Here is a 21,799-nt window from a genome sequence, read left to right as displayed (position 1 = left end):
TGCGGGGAGCGGTATAGCCTCATGATCACCGCGGCTCGATACGCCGTCGCAATACTCGGGCCCGGCGCAGCCACGCACGGCCCTCGCCTCAAGCGGGCGATCAAGAAGCGGCTTCGCGAACTCGGGGAGAACGTCCTTGATCATGTCGATTTCCCACGAAGGCGCGACGTGGCCGATCTCGGCACGAAGATGCCTGCGGTCGCGGTCTATTTCGGCGGCTCGGACGTGCCGAGCGATGATGACGATGTCGTCAAGGTCCTGCTGGCGCGTGCGACGGTCGTGATCCCCGTCGTCCAGGATCTCTCCGTCTACGGCAGCCAAGTGCCAGCCGAGCTCGGTCGGATCAACGGCGTGGCTTGGGATCTGTCGGATCCGCCTGACGGCCTGTGCAACCTCGTGTTGGAGAACCTGGGGCTGCTGCGCAAGTCGCGGCGCCTGTTCATCAGCTACCGGCGTACGGACTCGTCCGCCGCCGCGCTCCAGCTCAGGCATGCCCTCGAGGCACGAGGCTACGACGTCTTCCTGGACACGCATTCGGTTCCGAAGGGCGACGACTTCCAGGAGGTGCTGTGGCATCGTCTTTCGGACAGCGACGTCGTCGTGTTGCTGGATACGGCAGGGTTCGTCGAGAGTCGCTGGACCAAGGAGGAGCTGGCGCAGGCGAGCGCGATGACGATCGGCATCGTGCAGGTGATATGGCCGGGCCATGAGGAGTTGCCCGACATCGCGCTGTCCGAACGGCTGAGGCTCGACCCCTCCAATTTCGCGGGCGAGACGCAGGACGAACTCGTTCCGGCGATGGTCGAGGCGATCGCCGAACGCGTCGAGGCGTTGCGCGCGCGATCACTCGCCGCGCGGCACGACAACCTGGTGCGCGAGTTCTGCGACGCCGCTGAACGCGTGTTGGTGGCGGCGGTCGTCCAGCCCGAGCGCTTCATCACGGCGACGCTCAAGTCCGGCGACAAGGTCGCCGCCATACCTGCCGTCGGCGTCCTCGATGCCTCGAGGTATCACGAGGCGACCAAGCGCTTCCATGACGACCGGGACTATGCGGCGATCTTCCTGCTCTACGACGGGCGCGGGCTGAGGCCCGCCTGGGGCGAGTTCTTGCGCTGGCTCGACGAGCATCTGCCGGTCAAGGCGGTGCGCATCACCCAAGCCGAGGAGAGGCTCGTCGAGCAATGACCGTCGTTTTCCTTTCCGCCAGCGTGCCGGATCCCGCGCGTGACCCGGCCTATTTCGACAGCAGCGACGTCATAGCCATCCGCGACGCGGTCCGCGCCCTCGCGACCGTGGTCCTGCCGAAGGGGCGCCTGGTCTGGGGCGGCCATCCCGCCATCACCCCGCTCATACGAGTCGTCGCCGAGGGGATAGGCGCGACCAGGGCGGAGAGCGTGACGCTCTATCAGTCGCGCTTCTTCCGCAAGGACATACCGGCCGACAATACGGCCTTCGAACGAGTCGTATGGACGCGCAGCGCCCGCGGCAACCGCGAGCGTAGCCTCGCCATCTTGCGACGGGAAATGCTCGCGAGCGAACGTTTCGACGCCGGCATCTTCGTCGGCGGCATGGAGGGCGTCGAGGCCGAGTTCGACCTCTTCAAGCAGATGCAACCCGCCGCCGCCGCCGTGCCGATCGCTTCCACGGGGGCGGCGGCAGCTCGGATCTTCGAGCGGAATCGCCAGCAATTTCCGGCCGAACTCGAGACGAACCTCGCCTATCCTTCCCTCTTCCGAGGCATCCTCGGATCACGTCCGGGCCGCGGCTGACGCAGGCGCCCCCGATCCGTCTCACCCGCACGCGACAGTTCGATGGGCCGATCCCGTCGACGGCATGAGTAAGGACGATGGTGCCATGGCGAAGAGCTGCTTCCTGAGCTTTCACTACAAGCCCGATAGCTGGCGCGTATCGCAGATCAAGCAAATCGGCTCGATCGACGAACAGCCGCTGCTCGCGGCGAACGAGTGGGAGGAGATCAAGAAGAAGGGCGATGACGCGATCAAGGCATGGATCGCGGACAACATGAAGGGCAAGGAGTGCCTCGTCGTGCTCGTCGGGACGAAGACCGCGGGGCGCAAGTGGGTCAAGTACGAGATCAAGAAAGCGTGGAAGGACGGTCTGGGCGTCCTCGCCATTCATATCCATAGGTTGAGGAACGCGGACAAGGAGCAGTGCAGCAAAGGATCCGATCCCTTCGCCGGATTGGTGGTCGACGGCATTGCCGTCGCCGGCAAGGTCTATGATCCTCCGTACGGCGCCAGCACGGACGTCTACGATCACATCGCGTCGAACATCGAGACGTGGGTGGACGATGCGGTGGCGGCGCGTTAGCGGCGGATCGGGGACCTCCCGTCCGCGCGCGCTCGAGGCGGTGCGGACGTGTCGCGGATCGGTAGATCCGGGTCGCTCAGCTCGTTCCGGGCCACGGCCCGACAAGTTAGATCCGGGCTCCGGCGCTCGCGGGCCATGGGTTCGCTGAGCCCCGCTGCTGGGACGGGCTCGCCCGTCGGCCGGGCACATGACGTCGGTCGGCCGATCCGCGATGCGAGGGTCGATGGATCCTCCTGTATCACGTGGGGCCATCAGCCGTGGCGCCGTCCAGTCCGCTATCGTGCAGTTAGTCTGACAGCGTACAACGGTGCTGTTAAACTCCAAGCATCCAGGGAAACCGATGGCGCGTAGAGTCTTCTTCAGCTTCCATTATGGCCGCGATGTCCGTCGGATCCAGCAGATCCGCCAGTCCTGGGTGATCCGGGCGCAGGGCGAGGCGCAACCGTTCTATGACACCGCCGCCTTCGAGGAAGCCAAGAGGCGCGCCGGCGGCATAGAGAACTGGATCGAGGAACAACTTAGGGGAACTTCGGTCACTGTGGTTCTGTTCGGTGCCGAGACCTACGATCGACCGTGGGTTCGGCACGAGATAAAGCGAAGCTATCAGCTGAAGAAGGGATTGCTCGCGATCGACATCCACAAGGTCAAGGATCCACGGCTCGGAATCGACGTTCGGGGCAAGAACCCGTTGTCGTATTGGAGCGTCGACCGCGGGGGTAGAAAAGCCCAGTTGAGCGACATCTATCGAACGTACGATTGGGTGAGCGACGACGGCTACAACAACATGTCGAACTGGATCGAGGCGGCCGCGACCGCGGCTGGTCATTGAGATGCGGCGATGAGCCTTTACGAGGTCGCGATCCTGGGCAACGCCACTCCCCTTGAACGGGAGACGTTGACCGCGACCCTCCGCGACATGATCGGGGATTTCGGTCTCGACGTCGGCGAGGACGTGCTCGTCCACGATGGGGGGACGATCGCCGGGCGGGACAAGCGGGCAGCGTTCGCGGCGATCTACTTCGGCGGCGAACCGCCGGGTGACGTCGATGCGGCGCAGGAACTCGTTCGTTCGAGCGCCCCGATCATACCGAGCCTTCCGGAAGGAGCGGACTTGGCGGATCGACTGCCTGGCTTCTTGCGGTCGGCCAACGCCTCATGGCGTCGTCGCGACGATCCCGGCATGGTGGACGCGGCGACCGCCATGCTCGAATGCGTCGGACTGCTGCGGCCGCAGCGACGCGTGTTCATCAGCTACCGGCGAACGGACTCTCGGGCGGCGGCGCACCAGCTGCACGATCGCCTCAACGCCCGCGGGTTCGACGTCTTCCTGGACACGCACGATATTAGGCCCGGCGATCCCTTCCAGGACGTGCTCTGGCATCGCCTCGTGGATTCGGACGTCATGGTGATGCTGGATACGCCGGCGTACTTCGACAGCCGATGGACGCGACAGGAGCTCGGGCGCGCCTTGGCGAAGGACATCCAAGTGCTTCGCGTCGTCTGGCCGGGTCACAGCCCCAGCAAGTTGACCAACATGGCCGAGACCGTCTTCCTTGATTCGGGCGCCCTTGAAGGCGCGGATGGACCGATCGCGGTCGCGACCGCGGACGAGATTGCACGCAAGGTGGAACGGCTGCGAAGCCGCGCCATCGCCGCGCGGTACATGGCGATCACCGGCAAGTTGCGCGCCGATGCGGAGAAGATCGGCGCGACCGTCGAGGGAATTGGGGCCCACAGGGCGATCTCGTTGCGCCTGCCCGATGGCCGGCTGATCTGGGCCTACCCGATCGTGGGCGTACCGACGGCGGAGATCCTGCACGACGTCGCGGACAAGGCCCGCCGCGCCAACATGAAGGATGCCCCCGTGCTCGTGTACGACCACATTGGCATCCGCGACGCCTGGAGCGCGCACCTGCGCTGGCTCGACGAGCAGATCAGCGCCGTTCGTGCCCTCAAGGTGTCGGAGGCGGGCTGGGCGCTGGCGGCCTGGGAGGACTGAGCATGGAGGAGGCCATCTTCCTGTCCGCGAGCGTTCCCGACCCGCAGCGGGCCCCGCACTACGCACGGACCGCCGATACCGTGGCCATCGCCTCGGCGGTGTCGGCCCTGGTCCACGTGACGCTGGGCCGACGGCTGATCGTCTGGGGCGGCCACCCGGTCATCACGCCGATGATCTGGATCGTCGCCCAGGACATCGGCGTGGATTACGGCCAATGGGTTCGCCTGTACCAATCCCGTCATTTCAAGGACGAGTTCCCCGAGGACAACCGTCGCTTCCGGAACGTCACCTTCACAAGGGATGTGGGACGCGATCGCGAGCGCAGCCTCCTCGCCATGCGCAAGCGCATGTTCTCGGAGCGGCGTTTCAAGGCGGCCGTCTTCATCGGAGGCATGGGCGGCATCGTCCAGGAGTTTGAGCTCTTCCGTCGGCTCCAACCGCACGCAGCCGTCGTCCCGGTCCTCTCGACGGGCGGCGCGACGCGCGAACTCGCGGCGCAGGCCGGGCCGCTGTCCGACGACCTGTCCGACGATCTCGACTACGTCGCGTTGTTCCACCGGCACCTCGGCATCTCGGTCAAGGAGGAGCGCTACAGGACACCGGACGACCAGCCGGCCGGGACGGATGAGCGTTTCTGGCGCCAGGGCGTCGCAGGAAGGAATATCCCCGATGGCGATCCTGCATGACGGTTACGTGCGCGACAGAGCCCGCCGGCGGGCCCGGGCAGAGGGCACGAGCGTGGAGCGATCGCTCGGGTCCGTCGCCCGACGACGGTCGGCGCGTTACGACATCTTCCTGTCCCAAACCATACGCGACGCCGAGATCGTGCTGGGCGTCTACGATGTCCTCACCGGCATCGGCTACACGGTCTTCTGCGACTGGATCGAGGCGCCGGGCGCCGATCGCGCGGAGGTGATCCCGGCCAACGCAGCCTTGATCCGCGCCAGGATGGGCGTGAGCGACTCGCTGCTGTTCCTCGATACAGAAGGCTCCGTGCAATCCCTGTGGATGTGTTGGGAACTCGGTTGGTTCGACGGCGGACGGGGGCCGGTCGCCGTCTTGCCGGTGCTACCGACTCCGGGAGGCTCCTACCGAGGGAGGGAGTTTCTCGGATTGTATCCATACGTGGAACTCGACGTAGACGGGCAACTTAGGGTCGTGAGGCCAGTCGTCCCCGGTCCCTCCGGAATCTCGTTGATCGAAGCCCCCAACGATCGCTCGTTCGACTCGTGGCGCCGTGATCCACGCGACTCCATGCGGCCGCGGGTCGTGTAACGGTAAGGAACCATCGCATCGAGAAGCCTTGGCGCGTTCACCATGGCCTGCGCGTGGGAGTATGGTGGCGACCGACGCCGGCGCGAGCGCGACGATCGATGCCGTTCCCAGGTGATGGGTCCGCTGCGACGCAGCCGAAAGGATGCGGCGCGGGATCGACCTCGATTCGTTTGAAGGTTTTGTCGGCCCGCGAAGGGGATATGTCTTCGATCCATATCCTTTCGCCACGCGGAAATTGGCCATCTTCGAGATTGGTCCCGTCACAGGCCGTAAGGGGAATCCGACGCCGTCGATCGATCGCATCCTCGTATGGCGGGCCTGAGCTGAACGAATGCACCGTCGTATCGCTCAGCGCGGCCGCCGATGAAACGTTTCCGGGCTACCTACGGCAAACGCAGCGGACAGGGGCACGCACCCGCGATCGGCAGGACACCGACCGACCCATCATGATGTAGCGATACCCGAACCGTGGCCACGCGGACGAGCGCCCTGGCGCCCGAACCAAAACGGCCCGGCCCGCAGCGTGATCTCTCCGTGACGCCAGAGCCAGACGTCAAGTCAGGTCTCGCGCTTGGGACCGGTTGGGCCGCCCCGTCCTGCAGGAGGGTTGGACAAGCTTTCGAAGGCGGATGTGAATGGGCGGTCGCAGCCGCAGCCGGCCGGACCTCTCGGGCGGAGTGACTGGCCAATCGCCCGCGCGCCTCTAAGGTACGCGCACATGCCCCCGAACGCACTCACAGAGACCCCGTTCCGGGACCTCGCCCTGGCCTATGGGCGCGGGATCTTGGCACCATTCATCGCTTCCGGTGCCGGCGGCGGGCCAGGAACGGCATCGAGATGCAGCCGCGACTTATCGTTCTCCGGCTTGACCTGGCTGGCGTCCGCCCAGCAGCGTCCCCCGACCCGGGTCATTGGATGCGCACCGGCTGTGATTGAGGGAGGGCAGCGATGACTGGACACGTTGAGGGCGCTCCGGACTTCGAGATCGGCCTGGCGCTCGCCGGGGCCATCTCGGCCGGCGCCTACACGGCCGGCGTTCTCGACTTCCTCTTCCAGGCGCTCCAGGCCTGGGAGGATGCGCCGGTCGGTGCGATGCCCGAGCATACCGTGGCGCTTCGCACCGTCGCCGGGGCGTCTGCGGGGGCGATCACCGGTGCGCTGGGTGTCGTCGCCCTGTCTCGCGGGCTTGAGACGCAGCTCTTCACGACCGAGGAGTTGCACGAGTTGGAAGGCAGCACGGAGGGGCCGTTCGAGCCGACGCGCTGCGTACTTCCCTCTCTGTACGACATCTGGGTCACGCGTCCCAGGATGGTGAGCGAGAACAGCGAGAGACTCGACTTTCTCGGCGGCGAGGATCTGCAGGCCGAAGTGGAAGTCGTGCTCAAATCTATCTTGAATGCCGCGCTTCTCGATCAAATCAAGGACTCCGCCCTACACGGCTCCAAGCCGCGGGACGACGGCCCGGCCTATCTCTCGAAGACGATGCACGTCTACATGACCGTTTCAAATCTGCGAGGCATTCCCTTCGAAGTGAACTTCGGCAATGCCAAATACGGGATGCTCACGCATGGCGACCGCTTCTACTTCGCGGTGAGCGGAGTTGGGTCCGCCGCCTGGCCGAAGGAGGCATGGCTGGCGCAGGACAGATGCATCGAGGTGGATATCGCGACGCTACCGAGGTCGGCCACCGAGATGATGCCCGATGAATGGCGGGGCTACGGAGAGACCGCCCTCGCATCCGCCGCGTTCCCCGGCGGACTGGCTCCGCGGCTCCTCTCCACGCCGATGAACCAGTATGACGGACGGCAATATCCGCTTCCGGTCGAGCCCGGTCGGATCACCGCGAAATTTCCGGATGCGATCCGTTCTTCGGAAGCCTTCACGTTCCTCAACGTGGATGGCGGCGTAGTCAACAACACGCCGTTCGACTATGTCCAGTTCGCGATCATGGGATTTCCGCACGCTGGCGCGACGAGCGGGGAGAAGGCGGATCGCGCCGTGATCATGGTCGCGCCGTTCCCCGAACCACCTGCCGTCCTTCCGGAAGGAAGCCCCGAGCCCGAGTTCTCCGCGGCCCTGCGCGCGCTGTTTCCGACCCTGATCAATCAAGCCCGGTTCCGTGCGTCCGAACTCATTCCCGTCATGGACGACAACGACCACAGCCGTTTCATGATCACGCCGCGCAGAACACTGAAGGAGGAAGGACCGGCCGAGTTTCCCATTGCCTGCGGCCTGCTCGGTGGCTTCGGCGGCTTCCTGGACGAGGAGTTCCGCGCGCACGACTACCAGCTGGGAAGGCGCAACTGCCAACGTTTCCTTCAATCTACCTTCGGCTTGCCGGCGAATAACGCGGCGATCCGCAAGCCCTCCGGACGCTATGCCGATCATCCTTTGGAGGCGCCGGGCGAGAAGGCGTCCGATGCGCCGCCGGAATACATGCTGGTGCCGCTCGTCGATCACCTAAGCCGCGAGGTGGCTTTGCGGCAATGGCCCAGGATGTCCGGGAAGGATTTCACGACCCTTTTGATGCGCATCAAGGGCCGGCTCGAACTCGTGAAGGGGCCATTCATCCGCTCGCAGACCGGCAAATGGAGCGTCCGCCAGATCGCCCGGTTCGGGCTCTGGGCCCAACAGGATCGCATCCTGCGGTTCGTCGCCCTGACCATTCTCGCCGATCTCGTGCGACGCGACCAGATCACGGGTTGGCGGCTTCCTCCCGAGATCGATCAGGCGGCACTGGAGGCTGGAGGAAAGGCGCGCGACGTACGGCCGATCCTGGCCGCGCTCTGTGAGCCTGCCCGGGACGGCAGCACCGTCACCGAGGTCGCGAGGGGCACGCACCTCGCCCCGGAGGTCGTCGAAGGAATCCTGCTCGCCCTCTCGAAGGTCCCCTGCGGCTCGCCGTTTCGCGCGCTGAACGTGGGCAGTGGCCGCTACACGATCGAGGTGCGTCGACCGCCCGGCTGGCGGTCCTGGCCCTTGATCCGCAGCGTGATCGAGGCTTGGCGCCCGTTCCGCTACACATATCCCTGAGGCCGGTACCGGACATGGCCCCCGCGCGGAAGCACGTCGGTCCTGCCCCGGGCCCTGGCGGTGAGCCCGACCCCATCGCCAGGATAGGATCGATTCGGCCGAAGCCCGAGCGACAGCGACCCGATCCCCGCACGTGAGGCATCGACCAGGATGCCTCACGGACATCGTCCCGCCCGCGCGGGGAACGACACCTCGATGTTCGCGCTCGATCGAAGCGTACCCATCGCCTGATCGAGTTCCTCCATCTCGTCATCCGCCAGACCCAACGCCTCGGCCGCCGCCGCGAGCGACCCGAAGACACCGCCATGCTCGGGCGACCGAGTCGCGAAGAGTCGGGTAGCGAGTTCCGGTACGTCGTAACGCGTCAGCGTCCCCGCCGGTGACCCGTCCCGCGTCAGGGTCGCGATCCGGGTCTTCCGTGGCGGAAACCAGCGAACCAGATCCGCCGCGAGGTCATCGGGACTGGGGGACAGCGTGCCCCGTTCATGGTCGACCTGCAGGATGGCCCCGCCGACCTCGAGCCCCTGGCCGCCCATGACGCGCAGCGTCCGGAGCTCCGTGTCGACGGGCACGATCTCCAACCCGACCGCGCGTTCGATCAGGTCTCCGGCCTCGCGTCGGGACCCGCGTAAATTGAAGATCGGCAGAGCAGCCAACCGCGTCGCCACCGCCTGCCTCAGCTCGGCCCCGAGCCGTTCCAGGACGGCGACCTGCGCCAGCGTAAGCGCGGCGCCGACATGGGGCGCGACCTTGCCCGCGCACGCGAGGACGAGCCCCTCGGGGGTGGCGAAGCCCCCGAGCCGTTCGCACGCGGCAATGAACTCCTTGCTCGGTCGCCAGCCGGCTTCCGGCATCACCCCGGATCGGCCGAGGTTAGAGGGCGCGTCGCCGGACCGGTAGCTATCGCCGATGACGAGGCATGCCGTTCCGGCCTCGATCTCGTCCCGGACGCCGGCCGCCAGGAGGTCCAGGCCGCTCAGCCGTCCGGCACCGTCGTACCAGCCGGCCGCCAACGTGCGGCCCTCTCGAAGCAGGACGACTCGCGAGAACGGATGCCCGGCCCATTCCGGGCCGCCGAGGATCGGGAGGTTCGTCTTCGCACAGGTGATGATCATGGGACCGGTCCGTCTTGGAGGGCGGCCACACGATCCCGTCCGGGCAAGAATGGCACAAAGCGGTGGCAACGCCGCCGGTCGGCCAAGTTCGGAGGATGGCCGCCTGGGACGGCATGGGACACCGTCGGGGCGCGTCGTCGGGGCAGCGCCGCGCCGCGGACGGACGGCACGTGGCCGACGGGGGGCGATCGCCGAACGCTGCGCTGCCGAATCGGTTGCCGCGCCGGCGTCGGGGGCCCGGCGATCCCGCCGAGGGACCCGAACGGGCCAGCGGAGGGAACGACCCTCGGCGTTGTGGCGCCGAGCTGGGCGGCCTTAAGCATATCCGCACTTCGGACCGGATAACGCCCGATCGGACCCGAGGCGCGACGAGACGCAAGATGACCCTGAAAGAGGCCGGCGAGGCTTACCTGCGGCATTGCCGCCTCGAGCGTCACCTCTCGTTGAACACCCTGGCGGCGTATCGGCAGGACGTTGCCGAACTGGTCGGCCATTTCGGCCCAGCCGATGTCGGTGGCGTGACCGGCCAAGCTCTCGTCGCGTACGCGGCCCACCTGTCCACGGCGCGGGGTTTGGCGCCGGCGACCGTGAAGAGGCGGCTCGCCTGCGCCCGGGGCCTGTTCCGATGGCTGGCGCGCACGGCGAAGATCGCCGCGGACCCGTTCGACGGCACGGAGATCCGCGTCCGGATCCCGGACCGGCTTCCGCGGTGCCTCACCACGGACGAGATGGCGCGCCTGGCACGGGAGACCGGAGGCGTGTCCGCCCTGACCCGGCTGGCCACGCTCCTCATGTTCGCGACCGGGATGCGGGTCGGGGAACTTGTGTCGGTTCGGCTTGGGGACATTGATCTCGACCGCGGTGACATCCGGATCGTGGGCAAGGGGGATCGCCAGCGCCAAGTGGTCATCCCGGGCGAGCAACTGACGGGCATGATCCGCGACTACATCCGGGATCGCCACGCGGCCGGGAGGGCGACGGACCACCTGTTCCGGACTGACGACGGGCGGTCTTTGTCGACGGCGGCGGTCCGGGTTCGCCTGCGACGCCTCGCTCAGGCCGCAGGGCTTAAACGAACCGTCACGCCTCACATGCTCCGCCACACCGCCGCGACCGAGCTGCTGGAAGCCGGGGTCGACATCCGCTTCGTCCAGCGGCTGCTCGGCCACCGAAGCATCCTTACGACGCAGATCTATACCCACGTCAGCGACCGCGCCCTAAGGGTCGCCATCCGCGGTGCGGACGTGTTCGGACGCCTGGATCGAAGCGACGGCGGCCGGGTCTGCCCCACCCGATAACCAACGGCTATTGGCGATCGTCGGAGAGGGGCGACAGGTAGGCCCGATCGGCTTGAGGGAGGCGTACCCACGATGGCACGGAACCCAGACATTCGGGACAAGGACAAGTGGCCGGCAGGTAGGCCCTCGATCCTAATCTTCGACGTCAACGAGACGCTCATCGACTTCGAATCGATGCACCCATTGTTCGAACGTGTGTTCGGCGACAAGCGTGTGATGCGCGAGTGGCTCGGGCAACTGATCATGTACTCGATGACGATCACCCTGGCGGGGCTCTATAAAGACTACTGGGCGATCGGCGGAGGGTGTTTCCAGATGGTCGGCGCGGTGCACGGTATCGAGATCAAGCCCGAGGACACCGAGGCGCTGCGGCAGGCGATGAAGACGATGCCGGCGCACGAGGACGCTGCGACGGGCCTCGGACTCCTGAAGGAAGCCGGCTTTCGCATGGTGACGCTGACGAACTCGCCGCCCACACCCGGATCCAAGACCCCGCTCGAGAACGCCGGTCTGGACCGGTTCTTCGAGCGCCAATTCAATATCGAGGCGTGCCGCGCCTACGAACCGCTGAACTCCGTCTACCACATGGTCGCGCAGGAACTCGACGTCGCCCCCGGCGAATGCTGCATGGTCGCGACGCACGTGTGGGACACGATCGGCGGCCAGGCCGCCGGAATGGCCGCCGGCCTGGTCACGCGCCCGGGCAACGCGGCGCTGCCGATCCCCGGCCTGCCGCAGCCGAACGCGATCGGGCGCGACTTGCCGGAACTTGCCCGCGACATGATCCGGCAGTGGCGGTGATCCCGCAGCCTGTCCGCGTGCCCGACCGGGGATGTCCGGGTCGCGGCCATCCCCGGAGCGCCTTCTCGGCGTGTCGGCGAGCGGCACGTGACGCCGGACGCGCGGGCGGCGAGGCCGTACGAGCCGCGTCGGTTCGCGCGAACCGGTCAAGTCCAATCCCCCAGCACCCGCGGAACGACGGAGCCCAGACATGTTTTCCGTGATTTTCGAAGTGCACCCGGGCGAAGCCCAATGGGACGCCTACCTCGGCATCGCCAAGCTCCTCCGGCCCGAGCTGGAGGAGATCGAAGGCTTCCTCGAGAACGTCCGCTATCGCAGCCTCCTGCGCGAGGGCTGGATCCTGTCGTTGTCGGACTGGGAGGACGAGAAGGCTCTCGTGCGCTGGCGGACGCGCGTGCGGCACCACGAGGCCCAGGAGCGGGGTCGCGGCGAGGTCCTGTCGGACTATCACCTCCGCGTCGGGCAGTTCGTCGCCGACAGCCGGCTCCCGGAGGGGCAGCAACTGGTCGAGCAGCGCCTCGACGAGACGCGTGCCGGCGAGGGCACGGCGGTCACCCTGATCACCGTGACCCGCCCCCCGGAATGGAAGGAGACCACCAATCCGTACGACTGCGCGGAGTGGATGGGCCTCAGCCCCTATACGGTCGCGGAGACCACGTCCTGGGACATCTTCGAGGCGGTCCTTACGCCCGGGGATCTCGTCCTGCTGATCTCCTGGCCGGACGACGCGGCGGCCCGGAGGTTCGAGAACCACGGCAACATCCCCGACGGCGCCCGCGTCCGCCGGGTCCGCGTGATCCGCGATTACGGGATGTTCGACCGCCGTGAGGCACCGCAATACTACCCGGACGCGGCCGGCCGCGAGACCATACATGTCTGACCGCCCTGGGCGACGGTGCGACGCGCGGATCTTGAATCGTGCCATTCACGCCAGCGACTGAGCGCGATGCCTCCTCCGGACGCGCCGGATCTCGATCCTACACCAACGTCCGGCTTCCACCGGCTTCAGGGAGATTTGCGATGAAGGATCGGATCGTACGCGGCATGGAGGTCATAGGCGCGGACGGCGTTCGCGTCGGCGCGGTCGACGAGGCCGTCGGGAACCGCATCAAGCTCACGGCGCAGGATAGCGGAGAGGGCCGTCACAAGGGCCATCACCACTTCATAGATCTCGCCCTGCTCGCGGAAGTGGAGGGACAGAAGGTCAGGCTTTCGGCCAACGCCGCCGTCGCGGTCACGTTCGAGGAGGAGGAGGGCGGCGAGGGCGTTTAGCGGGTCGCGTCTGACGCGTGGCATTCGCCGAGAGGGGCTTCCTGCGACCTTCTCGGGCGAATGGTCGATCATTTGACCGGATCTGGCCGTACGGCGACCGATCCGGAAAGGTCGGATCAGGCGAAGCTGAAACGATCGGGCCTCGGCAGCTGAGCAGCCCGGGACGTTTCGATCGCGCATTCCCCGAACACCCTGCCTACCTGAGGCCGGCGAGCCCTTCGTGGATCCCGCGGGCGACAATCAAGGGACGGAGATCCCGGCTCGCCCTGAATCCTGCTGAACGGAAAGGATCCGGAGCCAGCTGGCTCCACCATTGGACGATATCGGCGGTACGATGCCACCTCTGAAGAGCGTCCAAGGCGGCCGGCGTATCCCTCGCTCGCGTCCCCTCTCTCTTCAAGGATCTCAGTTGCTGGAGAAGGTTGGTGGCCAGGCCTTCCGCCGCAGCCGGCGACAGGCTGGCCCAAAGACTGGCATGCAGGTCCTTCACCATCGAATCCACGACCCGCTCGGCCTCATCCAGGGCTTGTTCCGCGTCCTTGATGACCATCCTTCCCGCGTCGGGTGCTCCGGTTGGAAACTCGACCGCTGCGACTCCATCGGCCAAGCGTCAAAGATTGTGCATGCAGCTCGACGTCTCCCTCGCCCGGTCGTGAACGCGCTCAGCGGCGCCGCGGACGTGCGGATCGGCTTCCGAGGAGATCGCTTTCTCGGCATGACCACACGGTTCCTCGTACCCCAGGAATGCGCCGGGAAAGGCAAGGCGCACGCTGGCTTCCGTCTCGAGGATCAAGCGTGATGCCTCGTTCGAGATCGTGCTGCCGGGCCCCCACGAATCCTTGGTCATCGAACGAATCTCCTTCCCAAGAGGATCGTCGGTAGGACGCGCACCGGCAAGATGCTCGGAATGAAATCCTTCTTCCTGCCGAAGGTCGCCACGAGGGTGACGCTCCGACAGCGGAAGGCCAAGGCGGAGGTGAGGTTGACGGCATTCCAGGCAGCGCTTCGCTTGCTGAAGCGCAGGATGGCCCGCTCGGAGTTCGGCTGGGGTTGCGATGAGGCCCATCACGCCTCGCTCGATGGCGCGGATGTCTTCAGGGCGGCAATGTGCCAGGCGGTCCACGAAGCCCTCTGGACGGTGGCCCATGCTGGCGTCGAGGAGGAGCCGCTGACCGCCAGCCTGATGGGAGGGCTGACCTCCTGCCTATCGTGGTACGCTCTGATTGCCCGGCTCGATCAGGACGAGGCTGACGAGCCGCGTCACTGCAACGTCTACTGGGCCCATCAGCCGCGCCACGTGGAACGTTGGCGAGGAGCGGATTTTGGTATCGCCCGTCGTCTCACGAACGAAGACTTTTTAAGGATCACGCTATATCAGGCGAAGGTGGCAAGGCCTGGGACCAAAGTAGATCTATATAGGCGCCTGCGTGAAGACAAGGTCGAAGCCGCCAATATCAGGTTGCGCGCCTTGCTGCGCTTGGAGCCGGGAGCCAGTCTTCCACCAGAAGACCTGCATCAAATCCACAAGCTTTACAAAACCAGAAACCGAGGGCTGGTCAAAATCAGCCTCGATCGTGAGGCATACGGCAATCCCGAGTGGGTGCGCTACTTTTTCCGGTTTGCATCGAAGGATGGCAAGGGGCCCTCGGCGGCCCCTTCCGTCAGGTCGGTGACCTCGCTCCTCGAGGAGATGAGCGGCAAGCTATGAAGCCGTGAGGACAACGACTTGGAAAGGGAAGACTTTAAGGTCCACCCCTTGCCACGTCGCCCGACAGACCGGTTCGACGCAGACTTCATCGTCGCCGCCTCGGATCGCGGGGTTGACGATCTCCTCCTCGATTTCGCGTCGGCCCGTGAATTGATGGGTGAACTGGCCAAGGTCGGCATACCTGATTTCTTCATCGGCGATGAAGATGGGGGTGACGCCGGGGGCGATTTCTGGCGCGACGTTTTCAGCCGAACCAACCTGACCGTCACTTTCAAGGCCGGGACACGCGACATGGAAGCCAAACCATCGAGCGTTCCTTCGCTTCGTCCTGGCGGAGGATAGCCGGCCGCCGTGGAGCCATCATCGCCGCGGCGCCGTGTCTCTTCGGTGACCGCCATAGGTTACTCGGCGTCGCTCTCGCCTGTCTTCCCTCGGGCTGCGGCGTTGTCGCGGACTCTCGGATCACGAGTGGCCGACACGTCGGTTGGAAGACCTTGACTGTCGTGGTTGCCCTGCCGATCGTTGGCGCCACTTCGTGAGATCGAAGGTGATCAGCCGCTTTCGAGCCTCTGAGCCGCCCAATTGCTTCAGACTGATGCGCGCCCACCAAAGGCGCTTCGTGGAGATCACCGCGTGACGGATTCCTCCTTGGCTCCCCGTCGTGAGCGACCGGTCGGCGATTATGTCCACGACCGGCTGTTCCCCGAGGATCTGGCCAGCCTGCGGGCGTGGATGGCCGAGGCGCAGCAGGAGGACGAACTCTCGGAGGCCTACTGCAACCTGTCGAACGCCGGGTATTCCGTCCCAGGCGAGCCGCCTTTCACGGAACGCCACCTGCGCATGATGCTCGAAATCCTCGCCGCGGCGCGGCAGGAACCCCAGACGCGCCCCGTGGACTGGGAATGCCTGCTGTCAGGGGCGTTCAGGGAACGTGCGGACGCCGTCGGACAGCTCTTCGACGAGGCGAGCGCGGCCGTGAAGATCCTGCCGTTCCCCGTTGGCGGTCGGCGCTGACATCCCCGTCGCCACGCGTGGGCTGCGCTCGCCTGGGGGCTGCGCATCCGAGCAGGTGAACAGGATCCGTGCCCCGCCGTCGGCCACGTGAACCGTGCTGGCGTCGCACGTCGCGCCCGCTCAGCCGGCACCCATCGCGATCAGGAAGACCAGCTGCTCCAGCGACGCACGCGCCTCCCTGGTCTCACCCGACAGGTCAACCGAGAACCACCGGCCCGGATTCGCGAACGTCCGGCACGACCTGGCCGTTCGACCGGTAGTCTCTGCGACGTCACCCATTCCACCCTCGACTCGCACGATGATCCGGCTCGCCGGCTCGCCTGTCGTCGGCCACAGCAGCTGCCACGCGCTGCATCTGGCGCCCCGATCCAGGGTTTCGCGGACGAAGGGGCTGTCAGGCGGCAGAACGGCCGTGATTTCGGGCACGGGTGCGGCCAGGCGCACGGGCAGATCCTCCTCGCCGTCGAAGCTGCCGATGACGACGTGCCGCCCTCCGGGGCCCGGGATCTGCCCGTCCGGCCAAAGCCGGCCGATCAGGGCCCAGCCCTCCTTCGTGGGCAGGATCTCTCCGTCGGACATGCTCGGATCCAGAATGGATAGGTTCTTCAGCTCTTCACGCGCGGCCTCCTCAGCCTCCGATCCAAGGCCGAGCGTTTGAAAGACGAAGGGGTCGGAGTAGATGGTCCTCGCCGCGCTCGCGTAAGCCATCTGAAGGACGAGGACCGCCCCTTGAGACAGGTTCTCCCGCTCTATTCCCATAGTCATCGATCTATGATCTCGCCGCAAGATTATTTCCCTACATCCATGCATCCGATAATCTAATATCAGACTATCATTGTCAGGAGATTTTGGTTGATAGATCTCAGATGCGGCATGGATAGAGATTATCAGCTTCAAGATATTCGTGAAGACAATCATGGAGGGAATCGTTCTTACAGGCATGTCCGCAGCACTTAGAGGGGCCAAGCCAGAAAAAGCGGCCCGATAAGGCCCACCGCCGGCCCTGGCGGGTGCCGATCGGGCAAATCGCCGTTCCTTCCGCGGTTTCGCCGGATGCCGTCGAAACAGCCCTTCCAGGGCCTTCACACCCCATGTTCACGAAATCGTGAGTGGCCACGTTGCCCCCTCCTAGAGGGGCGGGCCCCGCGGCCGGGCCGCCTCTTCAGGAGGTGCGCCAAGGCTCTCGCTACAAATTTCGGGCAGCGTTGCGAGACGCTTGTGGCAACCGCCGCCGCGGCGGCGCTCCAAAGCAACGAGCACCCCCGGCGCACCGTTACGCATGCGATGCCGTAGCCCAGGATTCTTGCGGCGAGATGCTATCGCCGCGTCGCTTTCTCAGCAGGAATATCGACGTCGATGTGGACCGGTCACGCCGTAACGTGATGGCCTCGATGGGTCTGCGTGCGTGGTTGCTTCGCGAGCGCAATGGCCGGCATCTTCCTCGACTAGGCCTCCGTCACCTGCCTCGACGGAGCGATCCTGCTGGAGCAGAACGACGAATGGGCCGTCCAGCGCTCGCGCTAGATGTTCCCGGAAAGCATCTCCCCGAACGGAGATGATCCCCGCGTCGGCCTGTCCGCCTTGGCAGCCCGATCGTTCCGGCCCGAGCCGGTGATCGTGGTGGCTCCCGGCGAGCTGCACCACGCCCAGGGACACAACCTGCCTCGACGGCGCACCGACGCCTGGCGGCGATTGCTCCATGTCGCGCGATCACCGATCCAACGCTGCCCACAACGCGTCGCAGAAAGTGCTGGAAAAATCGGAAGTCTTCCTCTATAATGATCACATCAATTCAAATTCTGTACGGTTCAGTGTGCCTGTGATCTTGCCGCGGGAAGCGGATCCGTTGCGACTCTCGGAGAATGCCTCGATCCGGTTCTCCCAGGTGCAGGCGCACGCGTGGTTGGCACTGGAACGATGGCGGGGCTGGCGGTCATCCGCGTCGTCTCGCCGGCCCAGGTAGTCCGGGTGCGGGGCCCACACCCCGCGCGACGTGGGCTGCCTGGATCAAGAACCGCGAGGCCGGCACGTCGTCGCCGAGGATGTGGCAGGTTCGCGGACGGTACCCTCCACCTTGATCGCGAGGCGACGGCCGTCGCTACGGCGGCTTGCCGCGGTGCAGATTGATACTCATCGTCGATGGGAGGCGCCTGGGCTTCGCGGTCCCGTTGCGCCGGGTGCCGTCCCGGCCCGGCCCTCGGACCAGTCCGTCCGGGCCGGAACCTGAATGTTCCCAATCGTCGGCCAACGAGGGCAAGATGCCCGTAGATGCAGCCACTCGCCGAGCCTGCCGGCGAGTGGGACCCCGGTTCTGAGCCGGCAGCCTTTCCTGCCGCTTTCCGCCGCGCTTCGTCGGATCAAGCGGTCCTCTCTCCTCGCTCGGTGGCTCCCCTGCGACGCAAAGGGGCCTGACGCGCCGCAGGGTCGGCCAACGGCGGCACCGAAGGACGGTGTTCGACGCGAGGGATCCGGGCGCCTGGAGGCAGTCCTCGATCCAATCCCGTCGCGTCCGCTCCTTGCCGCCGCACGACCTCGCTGCACCAAGCGCATCGCCAACATGGTCGGGCCGCCGGGTTGCGATCGCGAGATGACTTTCCACGGATCCCTTGCGCTGCCGGATACCCCTTCTGTTCCGTGCCGGTGAACCTGGCGCGCGGGTCCGACGACGCCCGGCGCCTGTTTGCGACCTTCGCATCGCTGGCGCTTTTCCTTCCGGGAGCGCGGCCAATGACGGAATGGCCGTTTGGCGATCGCCCCGGCCCTCAAGATCATTGACGGTGAGTTGGCCAATGAAGCGGTTCGACCGGATCAACCCGAAGCTTGAGCCGGCCGCAGATCCCTTGCGGTCGCACATGGATCCTCTGCAGGCGCGGGTGAGAGCGAGGCGCCCGCGCGGGGGACGGTTCGGGCGTGGCGTCATGCGGCCGTTCAGCGACGCGACCTCGGTCCTCGGCGGCGCGATCCCGGACGCGAGCGCCGTGTCGGTCGCGATCTTGGCGCTGGGGCAGATGCTCGCCGAGGCGGACGTGGCTCGCGCACGGACCTTCGTCCGCCGAGACAGGGGCTGAGGTCGTCGCGGCGCCCGGCGTCGCATCTCTCGTGATGCCCGCCCTTGACCCGATCGCTTCGGCCTCTCAAACACGCAATTAATTGCGTGTTTACGCGCGGCGTGTATCTCTTTCCAGGTCGGGCCCCGGGGCGAAACCGGGGCTGGGACGCTCCCGGCGCGATTCGATCAGGAGGGCCGATCATGGACAAGATCAACGAGCCGGGACGCGCGGAAGAGATCAGCCTCACTTCCTCGGAGGATCGGGCGGACGAGCACCATGAGGTAGCCGACCACGGGATCGACGACCTGCTCGACGGGCTCTTGGTGAAGCGCCTCCCGATATTGAGGGCACAGCCGAAGACTCCCACTGCCCTGCGCTTCGCCATATATGCTCGTTATTCGAGCGACCAGCAGGATTACGACAGCATCAAGCGCCAGGTCAGGCGCTGCCGAAAGTACCTCGGTGACCTCGGAGTCACGAAGATGGTCGAATTCATCGACGAGGGTCGCACCGCCACCAATGCCGCGGGGCGCGAGAAGCTGCAGGAACTGCTTGGCAGGCTCGACGAATTCGACGCCATCTGCTTCGAGCATTTCAGTCGGTGGTCGAGGGAAACCTACGATGCCGTTCAGATCTGCGAGATCTTGGAGAAGAAGGGGATCGCGGTACATTCCGCGCTCACCGGCCAGAGCCTTGACAAGGATGCGCTCGTCCGGGGCGTGCTGGACGCGGAGCGCGACATGAAGGCCCGCCGCGCCTGGACGTCGGGGGGCATCGATGAACTGGTCTACGCCGGCGGCAATCCTCGCGGCAAGTCTTACGGATTTCAGCCTACGGGCGTGCCGGGGTTCCCGGCAGTGGACCCGGTGCAGTCCGAGGCCGTGGTCCTCATCACGACCCTGGCCGCCGCCAGCGTATCGGACAGGAAGATCGCCGTTCGCCTGATCGAGGAGGGGTACCTGACCCCGAGCGGGACGTTGAATTGGTCGGGTAGCGCCGTCCGCCGGGTTCGTCGGCAGATCTTCAACACCGGTCGCGTCCGCCATCGCCTCACGTACGTCGAGACCAACCGTGAGACTCTGGAGAAGAAGTACCTCCGGCGCGAACCCGAGGCGGTCGTAAAGGGGAGGAACCCAAAGCTCCGCCTCGTCTCGGACGAGCTGTTCTTCCAGGCCAACAACAAGGTACGCCGTGGCAGCAAGCCGCTCCCGGTCGGCGAGGACAGGGCCAAGCTCTACGAGTCGACGCTCGTCGCCCTGGCAACCTGCGACTGCCCCGGTGTCAAGGACCAGCGCTACTACAACGGTCGTTCGCGGGCGCAGCCCGTCCTGTCGTGCAGCCTGGCGATCAACAAGGACGCCTGCGTCCATGCTCGGCACAGCGTGGATTACACCCACGTCGAGCGCGAGGTGGTCAGGGCGGTCCGCGAGCGGCTGCAGCGGTACGATGGGGAGGCCATCTTCGCCCAGTCCTACGAAGAGCGCCTGCGGCGGGCGGTACAGAGCCACGAGGCTCGCAGGATCCGCCTCCGCGAGGAACTGGAGGTGGCGGAGCGTGTGGCCGACGCGTACATGAGGCACGTCTTCCGCAACGAGGCGCTGAGTCAACGCGCCGAGCGCCAGATGTTGGACCAGCAGGCCGCGGTGGACGCGCTGCGCAAGCAGCTCTCCGGGATGCGTGACCTGGCCTCGGCGCTGGGGAACATGCCTGGCCGGCTCGCGAGTCTCGGCCGCGCCCTCGACGGGCTCGAGGGCCGCCTTCCCTTCGAGATCCGCAGCCCGGCCGACCAGTTGTTCGTCGACGCGTTCCGGAAGCTGGTGCCGCAGGTGCGGCTGGAGCGGCACGCGCTACCCTACGGCGCGCTAAGGCTGCGCATCGAGATGCACCCCGAGGCCGCGTTTTTCGACAACCCGGAGGATGTCGGGGCGCCGCAGCCGGAGATCATCGTGGTCGATACCGTGCTCCAGATGAAGCGCGACTACTCCCATAATCGGCCGGCGCAGGAGCGTTCCGAGGATCGGGCCCGCTCGGGAATGCACGCCCTGACGGACCAGCAGTGGCAGCTCATCGCGGACCTCGTCCCGCCGCTGCCTGCGACGGAACACGGCCGGCCGCCCCTCTCGGAACGGACCGTGGTCGATGCCATCGTCTTCAGGCTGCGGGAAGGTATCCCGTTGCGCATGCCTCCCAAGGTCTTCGGTGACCGGCGGATGGTCTTCAACGCGATGCAGCGTTTCATCTATGCCGGCGTCCCGGAGATGCTCCTCCGCGAGATCGGCGCGCGGGATCCGGCCTGGGCGGTGGGCCTGGACTTGGACGCGCTCAGCAGGGCCCGGCGGACCCCGCGGCTGGCCGCGGGCGAAAGCGCCCACGTGCCTCCGCCCGTGGTGGCGCGCCGCCTCCGCCACGAGGGAGCCGTGGCGCTGGACGGCGATCGCTGGGAAAGTGTGAAGGCCCTGGTCCCGGAAGACTTGGTGAGCCCGAGGAACGCCGAGGATTGCGACCTGACCCCCAGGCAGTTCTGCGAGGCGATGCTCATCAAGGTGCGGACCGGAGCATCGTGGGCGGCGATCGCGGAAATCCTCGGTGCGGGCTCGTCCCCGGAGGCGTCCCGGGCCCTGAGATCGGTTGCCGGCCGGGCGCTCTATACCGGGTTGTGGGACCGCATCGTCGCCGTCTGGACGGACCGGCATCCGGGGCTGCTGCACGGGGCCGACATGGCGCCGTTGGAATCGCTCAAGGCGGCGGAGCTCCACAGGCTGGAAAGCATGAGGCGCAACGGCAAGGCGGCATACGCGGCCCGCCGGCGTGCCGCTTCGGACGGGCCGTCCCCGGAAGTGCGCGCGTCCGAGGCTTGAGTTCCGGCGTTTCCGTACCCGGAGTTCCATGGCCTTCCGCTTCGA

At 66.3% G+C, this 21,799-nt stretch carries 21 protein-coding genes and 1 pseudogene; 18 read left to right on the top strand and 4 right to left on the bottom strand.

Features of this window, described 5'->3' with window-relative positions; genetic code table 11:
* The first annotated feature begins 21 nt into the window (after positions 1 to 21).
* The 8 genes from thcB4 (ABIC30_RS25905) (at position 22) to ABIC30_RS25870 (ending at position 8,638) form a co-directional block, all read left to right on the top strand.
* Positions 22 to 1,185 (top strand): Thoeris type III anti-phage system protein ThcB4, encoded by a 1,164-nt coding sequence (thcB4, locus tag ABIC30_RS25905; RefSeq protein ID WP_354456319.1) that lies wholly within the window; start codon positions 22 to 24, stop codon positions 1,183 to 1,185.
* The gene (gene thcA / locus ABIC30_RS25900) at positions 1,182 to 1,769 is read left to right on the top strand and encodes a Thoeris type III anti-phage system protein ThcA (protein WP_354456318.1); all 588 of its coding nucleotides are present in this window, start codon (positions 1,182 to 1,184) and stop codon (positions 1,767 to 1,769) included. Before thcB4 (ABIC30_RS25905) ends, thcA (ABIC30_RS25900) begins: the two co-directional genes overlap by 4 nt.
* Before the next feature lie 64 nt (positions 1,770 to 1,833).
* The gene (locus ABIC30_RS25895; protein WP_354456316.1) at positions 1,834 to 2,331 is read left to right on the top strand and encodes a TIR domain-containing protein; all 498 of its coding nucleotides are present in this window, start codon (positions 1,834 to 1,836) and stop codon (positions 2,329 to 2,331) included.
* Positions 2,332 to 2,671: 340 nt separating this feature from the next.
* Positions 2,672 to 3,160 carry a TIR domain-containing protein gene (locus ABIC30_RS25890; protein ID WP_354456314.1) on the top strand — a complete coding sequence of 163 codons (489 nt, stop codon included), beginning with the start codon at positions 2,672 to 2,674 and terminating at the stop codon, positions 3,158 to 3,160.
* 9 nt (positions 3,161 to 3,169) lie between these two features.
* The gene (thcB4, locus tag ABIC30_RS25885) at positions 3,170 to 4,330 is read left to right on the top strand and encodes a Thoeris type III anti-phage system protein ThcB4 (protein WP_354456312.1); all 1,161 of its coding nucleotides are present in this window, start codon (positions 3,170 to 3,172) and stop codon (positions 4,328 to 4,330) included.
* Between the two features lie 2 nt (positions 4,331 to 4,332).
* Positions 4,333 to 5,016 carry a Thoeris type III anti-phage system protein ThcA gene (gene thcA / locus ABIC30_RS25880; RefSeq protein WP_354456311.1) on the top strand — a complete coding sequence of 228 codons (684 nt, stop codon included), beginning with the start codon at positions 4,333 to 4,335 and terminating at the stop codon, positions 5,014 to 5,016.
* On the top strand, positions 5,000 to 5,605 hold the full coding sequence (locus tag ABIC30_RS25875; RefSeq protein WP_354456309.1) for a toll/interleukin-1 receptor domain-containing protein: 606 nt from the start codon (positions 5,000 to 5,002) through the stop codon (positions 5,603 to 5,605). The genes thcA (ABIC30_RS25880) and ABIC30_RS25875 overlap by 17 nt, the downstream gene beginning before the upstream one ends.
* Positions 5,606 to 6,553: 948 nt before the next feature.
* Positions 6,554 to 8,638, top strand: a complete 2,085-nt coding sequence (locus tag ABIC30_RS25870) for a patatin-like phospholipase domain-containing protein (protein ID WP_354456307.1) — start codon at positions 6,554 to 6,556, stop codon at positions 8,636 to 8,638.
* 155 nt (positions 8,639 to 8,793) lie between these two features.
* Here ABIC30_RS25870 and ABIC30_RS25865 read toward each other — a convergent pair whose 3' ends face one another.
* Positions 8,794 to 9,753, bottom strand: coding sequence for a hypothetical protein (locus ABIC30_RS25865; RefSeq protein ID WP_354456305.1), 960 nt, complete (start codon positions 9,751 to 9,753; stop codon positions 8,794 to 8,796).
* A gap of 380 nt (positions 9,754 to 10,133) precedes the next feature.
* Between ABIC30_RS25865 and ABIC30_RS25860 the strand changes: the two genes are divergently transcribed.
* The 4 genes from ABIC30_RS25860 (at position 10,134) to ABIC30_RS25845 (ending at position 13,124) form a co-directional block, all read left to right on the top strand.
* Entirely contained in the window at positions 10,134 to 11,051 is a 918-nt protein-coding gene (locus ABIC30_RS25860; RefSeq protein ID WP_354456303.1) for a tyrosine-type recombinase/integrase, read from the top strand.
* Positions 11,052 to 11,123: 72 nt separating this feature from the next.
* Positions 11,124 to 11,852: a haloacid dehalogenase type II gene (locus tag ABIC30_RS25855; RefSeq protein ID WP_354456301.1), complete on the top strand. Its 729-nt coding sequence runs from the start codon at positions 11,124 to 11,126 to the stop codon at positions 11,850 to 11,852.
* Positions 11,853 to 12,042: 190 nt separating this feature from the next.
* The gene (locus tag ABIC30_RS25850) at positions 12,043 to 12,732 is read left to right on the top strand and encodes an antibiotic biosynthesis monooxygenase family protein (RefSeq protein ID WP_354456300.1); all 690 of its coding nucleotides are present in this window, start codon (positions 12,043 to 12,045) and stop codon (positions 12,730 to 12,732) included.
* Between the two features lie 140 nt (positions 12,733 to 12,872).
* On the top strand, positions 12,873 to 13,124 hold the full coding sequence (locus tag ABIC30_RS25845) for a DUF2171 domain-containing protein (protein ID WP_354456298.1): 252 nt from the start codon (positions 12,873 to 12,875) through the stop codon (positions 13,122 to 13,124).
* Between the two features lie 196 nt (positions 13,125 to 13,320).
* Here the strand turns inward: ABIC30_RS25845 and ABIC30_RS25840 are convergent, their stop codons facing one another.
* Both ABIC30_RS25840 and ABIC30_RS25835 read right to left on the bottom strand, forming a co-directional pair.
* Positions 13,321 to 13,674 carry a hypothetical protein gene (locus ABIC30_RS25840; RefSeq protein WP_354456296.1) on the bottom strand — a complete coding sequence of 118 codons (354 nt, stop codon included), beginning with the start codon at positions 13,672 to 13,674 and terminating at the stop codon, positions 13,321 to 13,323.
* A gap of 60 nt (positions 13,675 to 13,734) precedes the next feature.
* Positions 13,735 to 13,971: a hypothetical protein gene (locus ABIC30_RS25835; RefSeq protein WP_354456294.1), complete on the bottom strand. Its 237-nt coding sequence runs from the start codon at positions 13,969 to 13,971 to the stop codon at positions 13,735 to 13,737.
* 60 nt (positions 13,972 to 14,031) lie between these two features.
* Here ABIC30_RS25835 and ABIC30_RS25830 point away from each other — a divergent pair, with 60 nt between their 5' ends.
* From ABIC30_RS25830 to ABIC30_RS25820, 3 genes are all read left to right on the top strand, one after another.
* Complete coding sequence (locus ABIC30_RS25830; RefSeq protein ID WP_354456292.1) at positions 14,032 to 14,832, top strand: hypothetical protein; 801 nt, start codon at positions 14,032 to 14,034, stop codon at positions 14,830 to 14,832.
* Between the two features lie 18 nt (positions 14,833 to 14,850).
* Entirely contained in the window at positions 14,851 to 15,174 is a 324-nt protein-coding gene (locus ABIC30_RS25825; RefSeq protein WP_354456291.1) for a hypothetical protein, read from the top strand.
* A gap of 291 nt (positions 15,175 to 15,465) precedes the next feature.
* Positions 15,466 to 15,846: a hypothetical protein gene (locus ABIC30_RS25820; RefSeq protein ID WP_354456289.1), complete on the top strand. Its 381-nt coding sequence runs from the start codon at positions 15,466 to 15,468 to the stop codon at positions 15,844 to 15,846.
* Positions 15,847 to 15,966: 120 nt separating this feature from the next.
* Here the strand turns inward: ABIC30_RS25820 and ABIC30_RS25815 are convergent, their stop codons facing one another.
* Positions 15,967 to 16,554, bottom strand: coding sequence for a hypothetical protein (locus tag ABIC30_RS25815; protein WP_354456288.1), 588 nt, complete (start codon positions 16,552 to 16,554; stop codon positions 15,967 to 15,969).
* Positions 16,555 to 17,295: 741 nt separating this feature from the next.
* Between ABIC30_RS25815 and ABIC30_RS31850 the strand changes: the two are divergent.
* The 3 genes and pseudogenes from ABIC30_RS31850 to ABIC30_RS25805 all read left to right on the top strand — a co-directional run.
* Positions 17,296 to 17,436, top strand: a pseudogene (locus ABIC30_RS31850) (IS256 family transposase); the annotation flags it as partial.
* A 1,328-nt stretch (positions 17,437 to 18,764) separates the two neighbouring features.
* A complete protein-coding gene (locus tag ABIC30_RS25810) occupies positions 18,765 to 18,914 on the top strand; it encodes a hypothetical protein (protein WP_354456286.1) in 150 nt (49 codons plus the stop codon).
* 182 nt (positions 18,915 to 19,096) lie between these two features.
* A complete protein-coding gene (locus tag ABIC30_RS25805) occupies positions 19,097 to 21,754 on the top strand; it encodes a transposase (protein WP_354456285.1) in 2,658 nt (885 codons plus the stop codon).
* Positions 21,755 to 21,799: the final 45 nt, after the last annotated feature.

The sequence above is a fragment of the Methylobacterium sp. 1030 genome, assembly GCF_040544715.1.
Taxonomy (GTDB): domain Bacteria; phylum Pseudomonadota; class Alphaproteobacteria; order Rhizobiales; family Beijerinckiaceae; genus Methylobacterium.
Note: the sequence above shows the minus strand (reverse complement) of the source record. Positions and strands in the feature narration are given on the sequence as shown.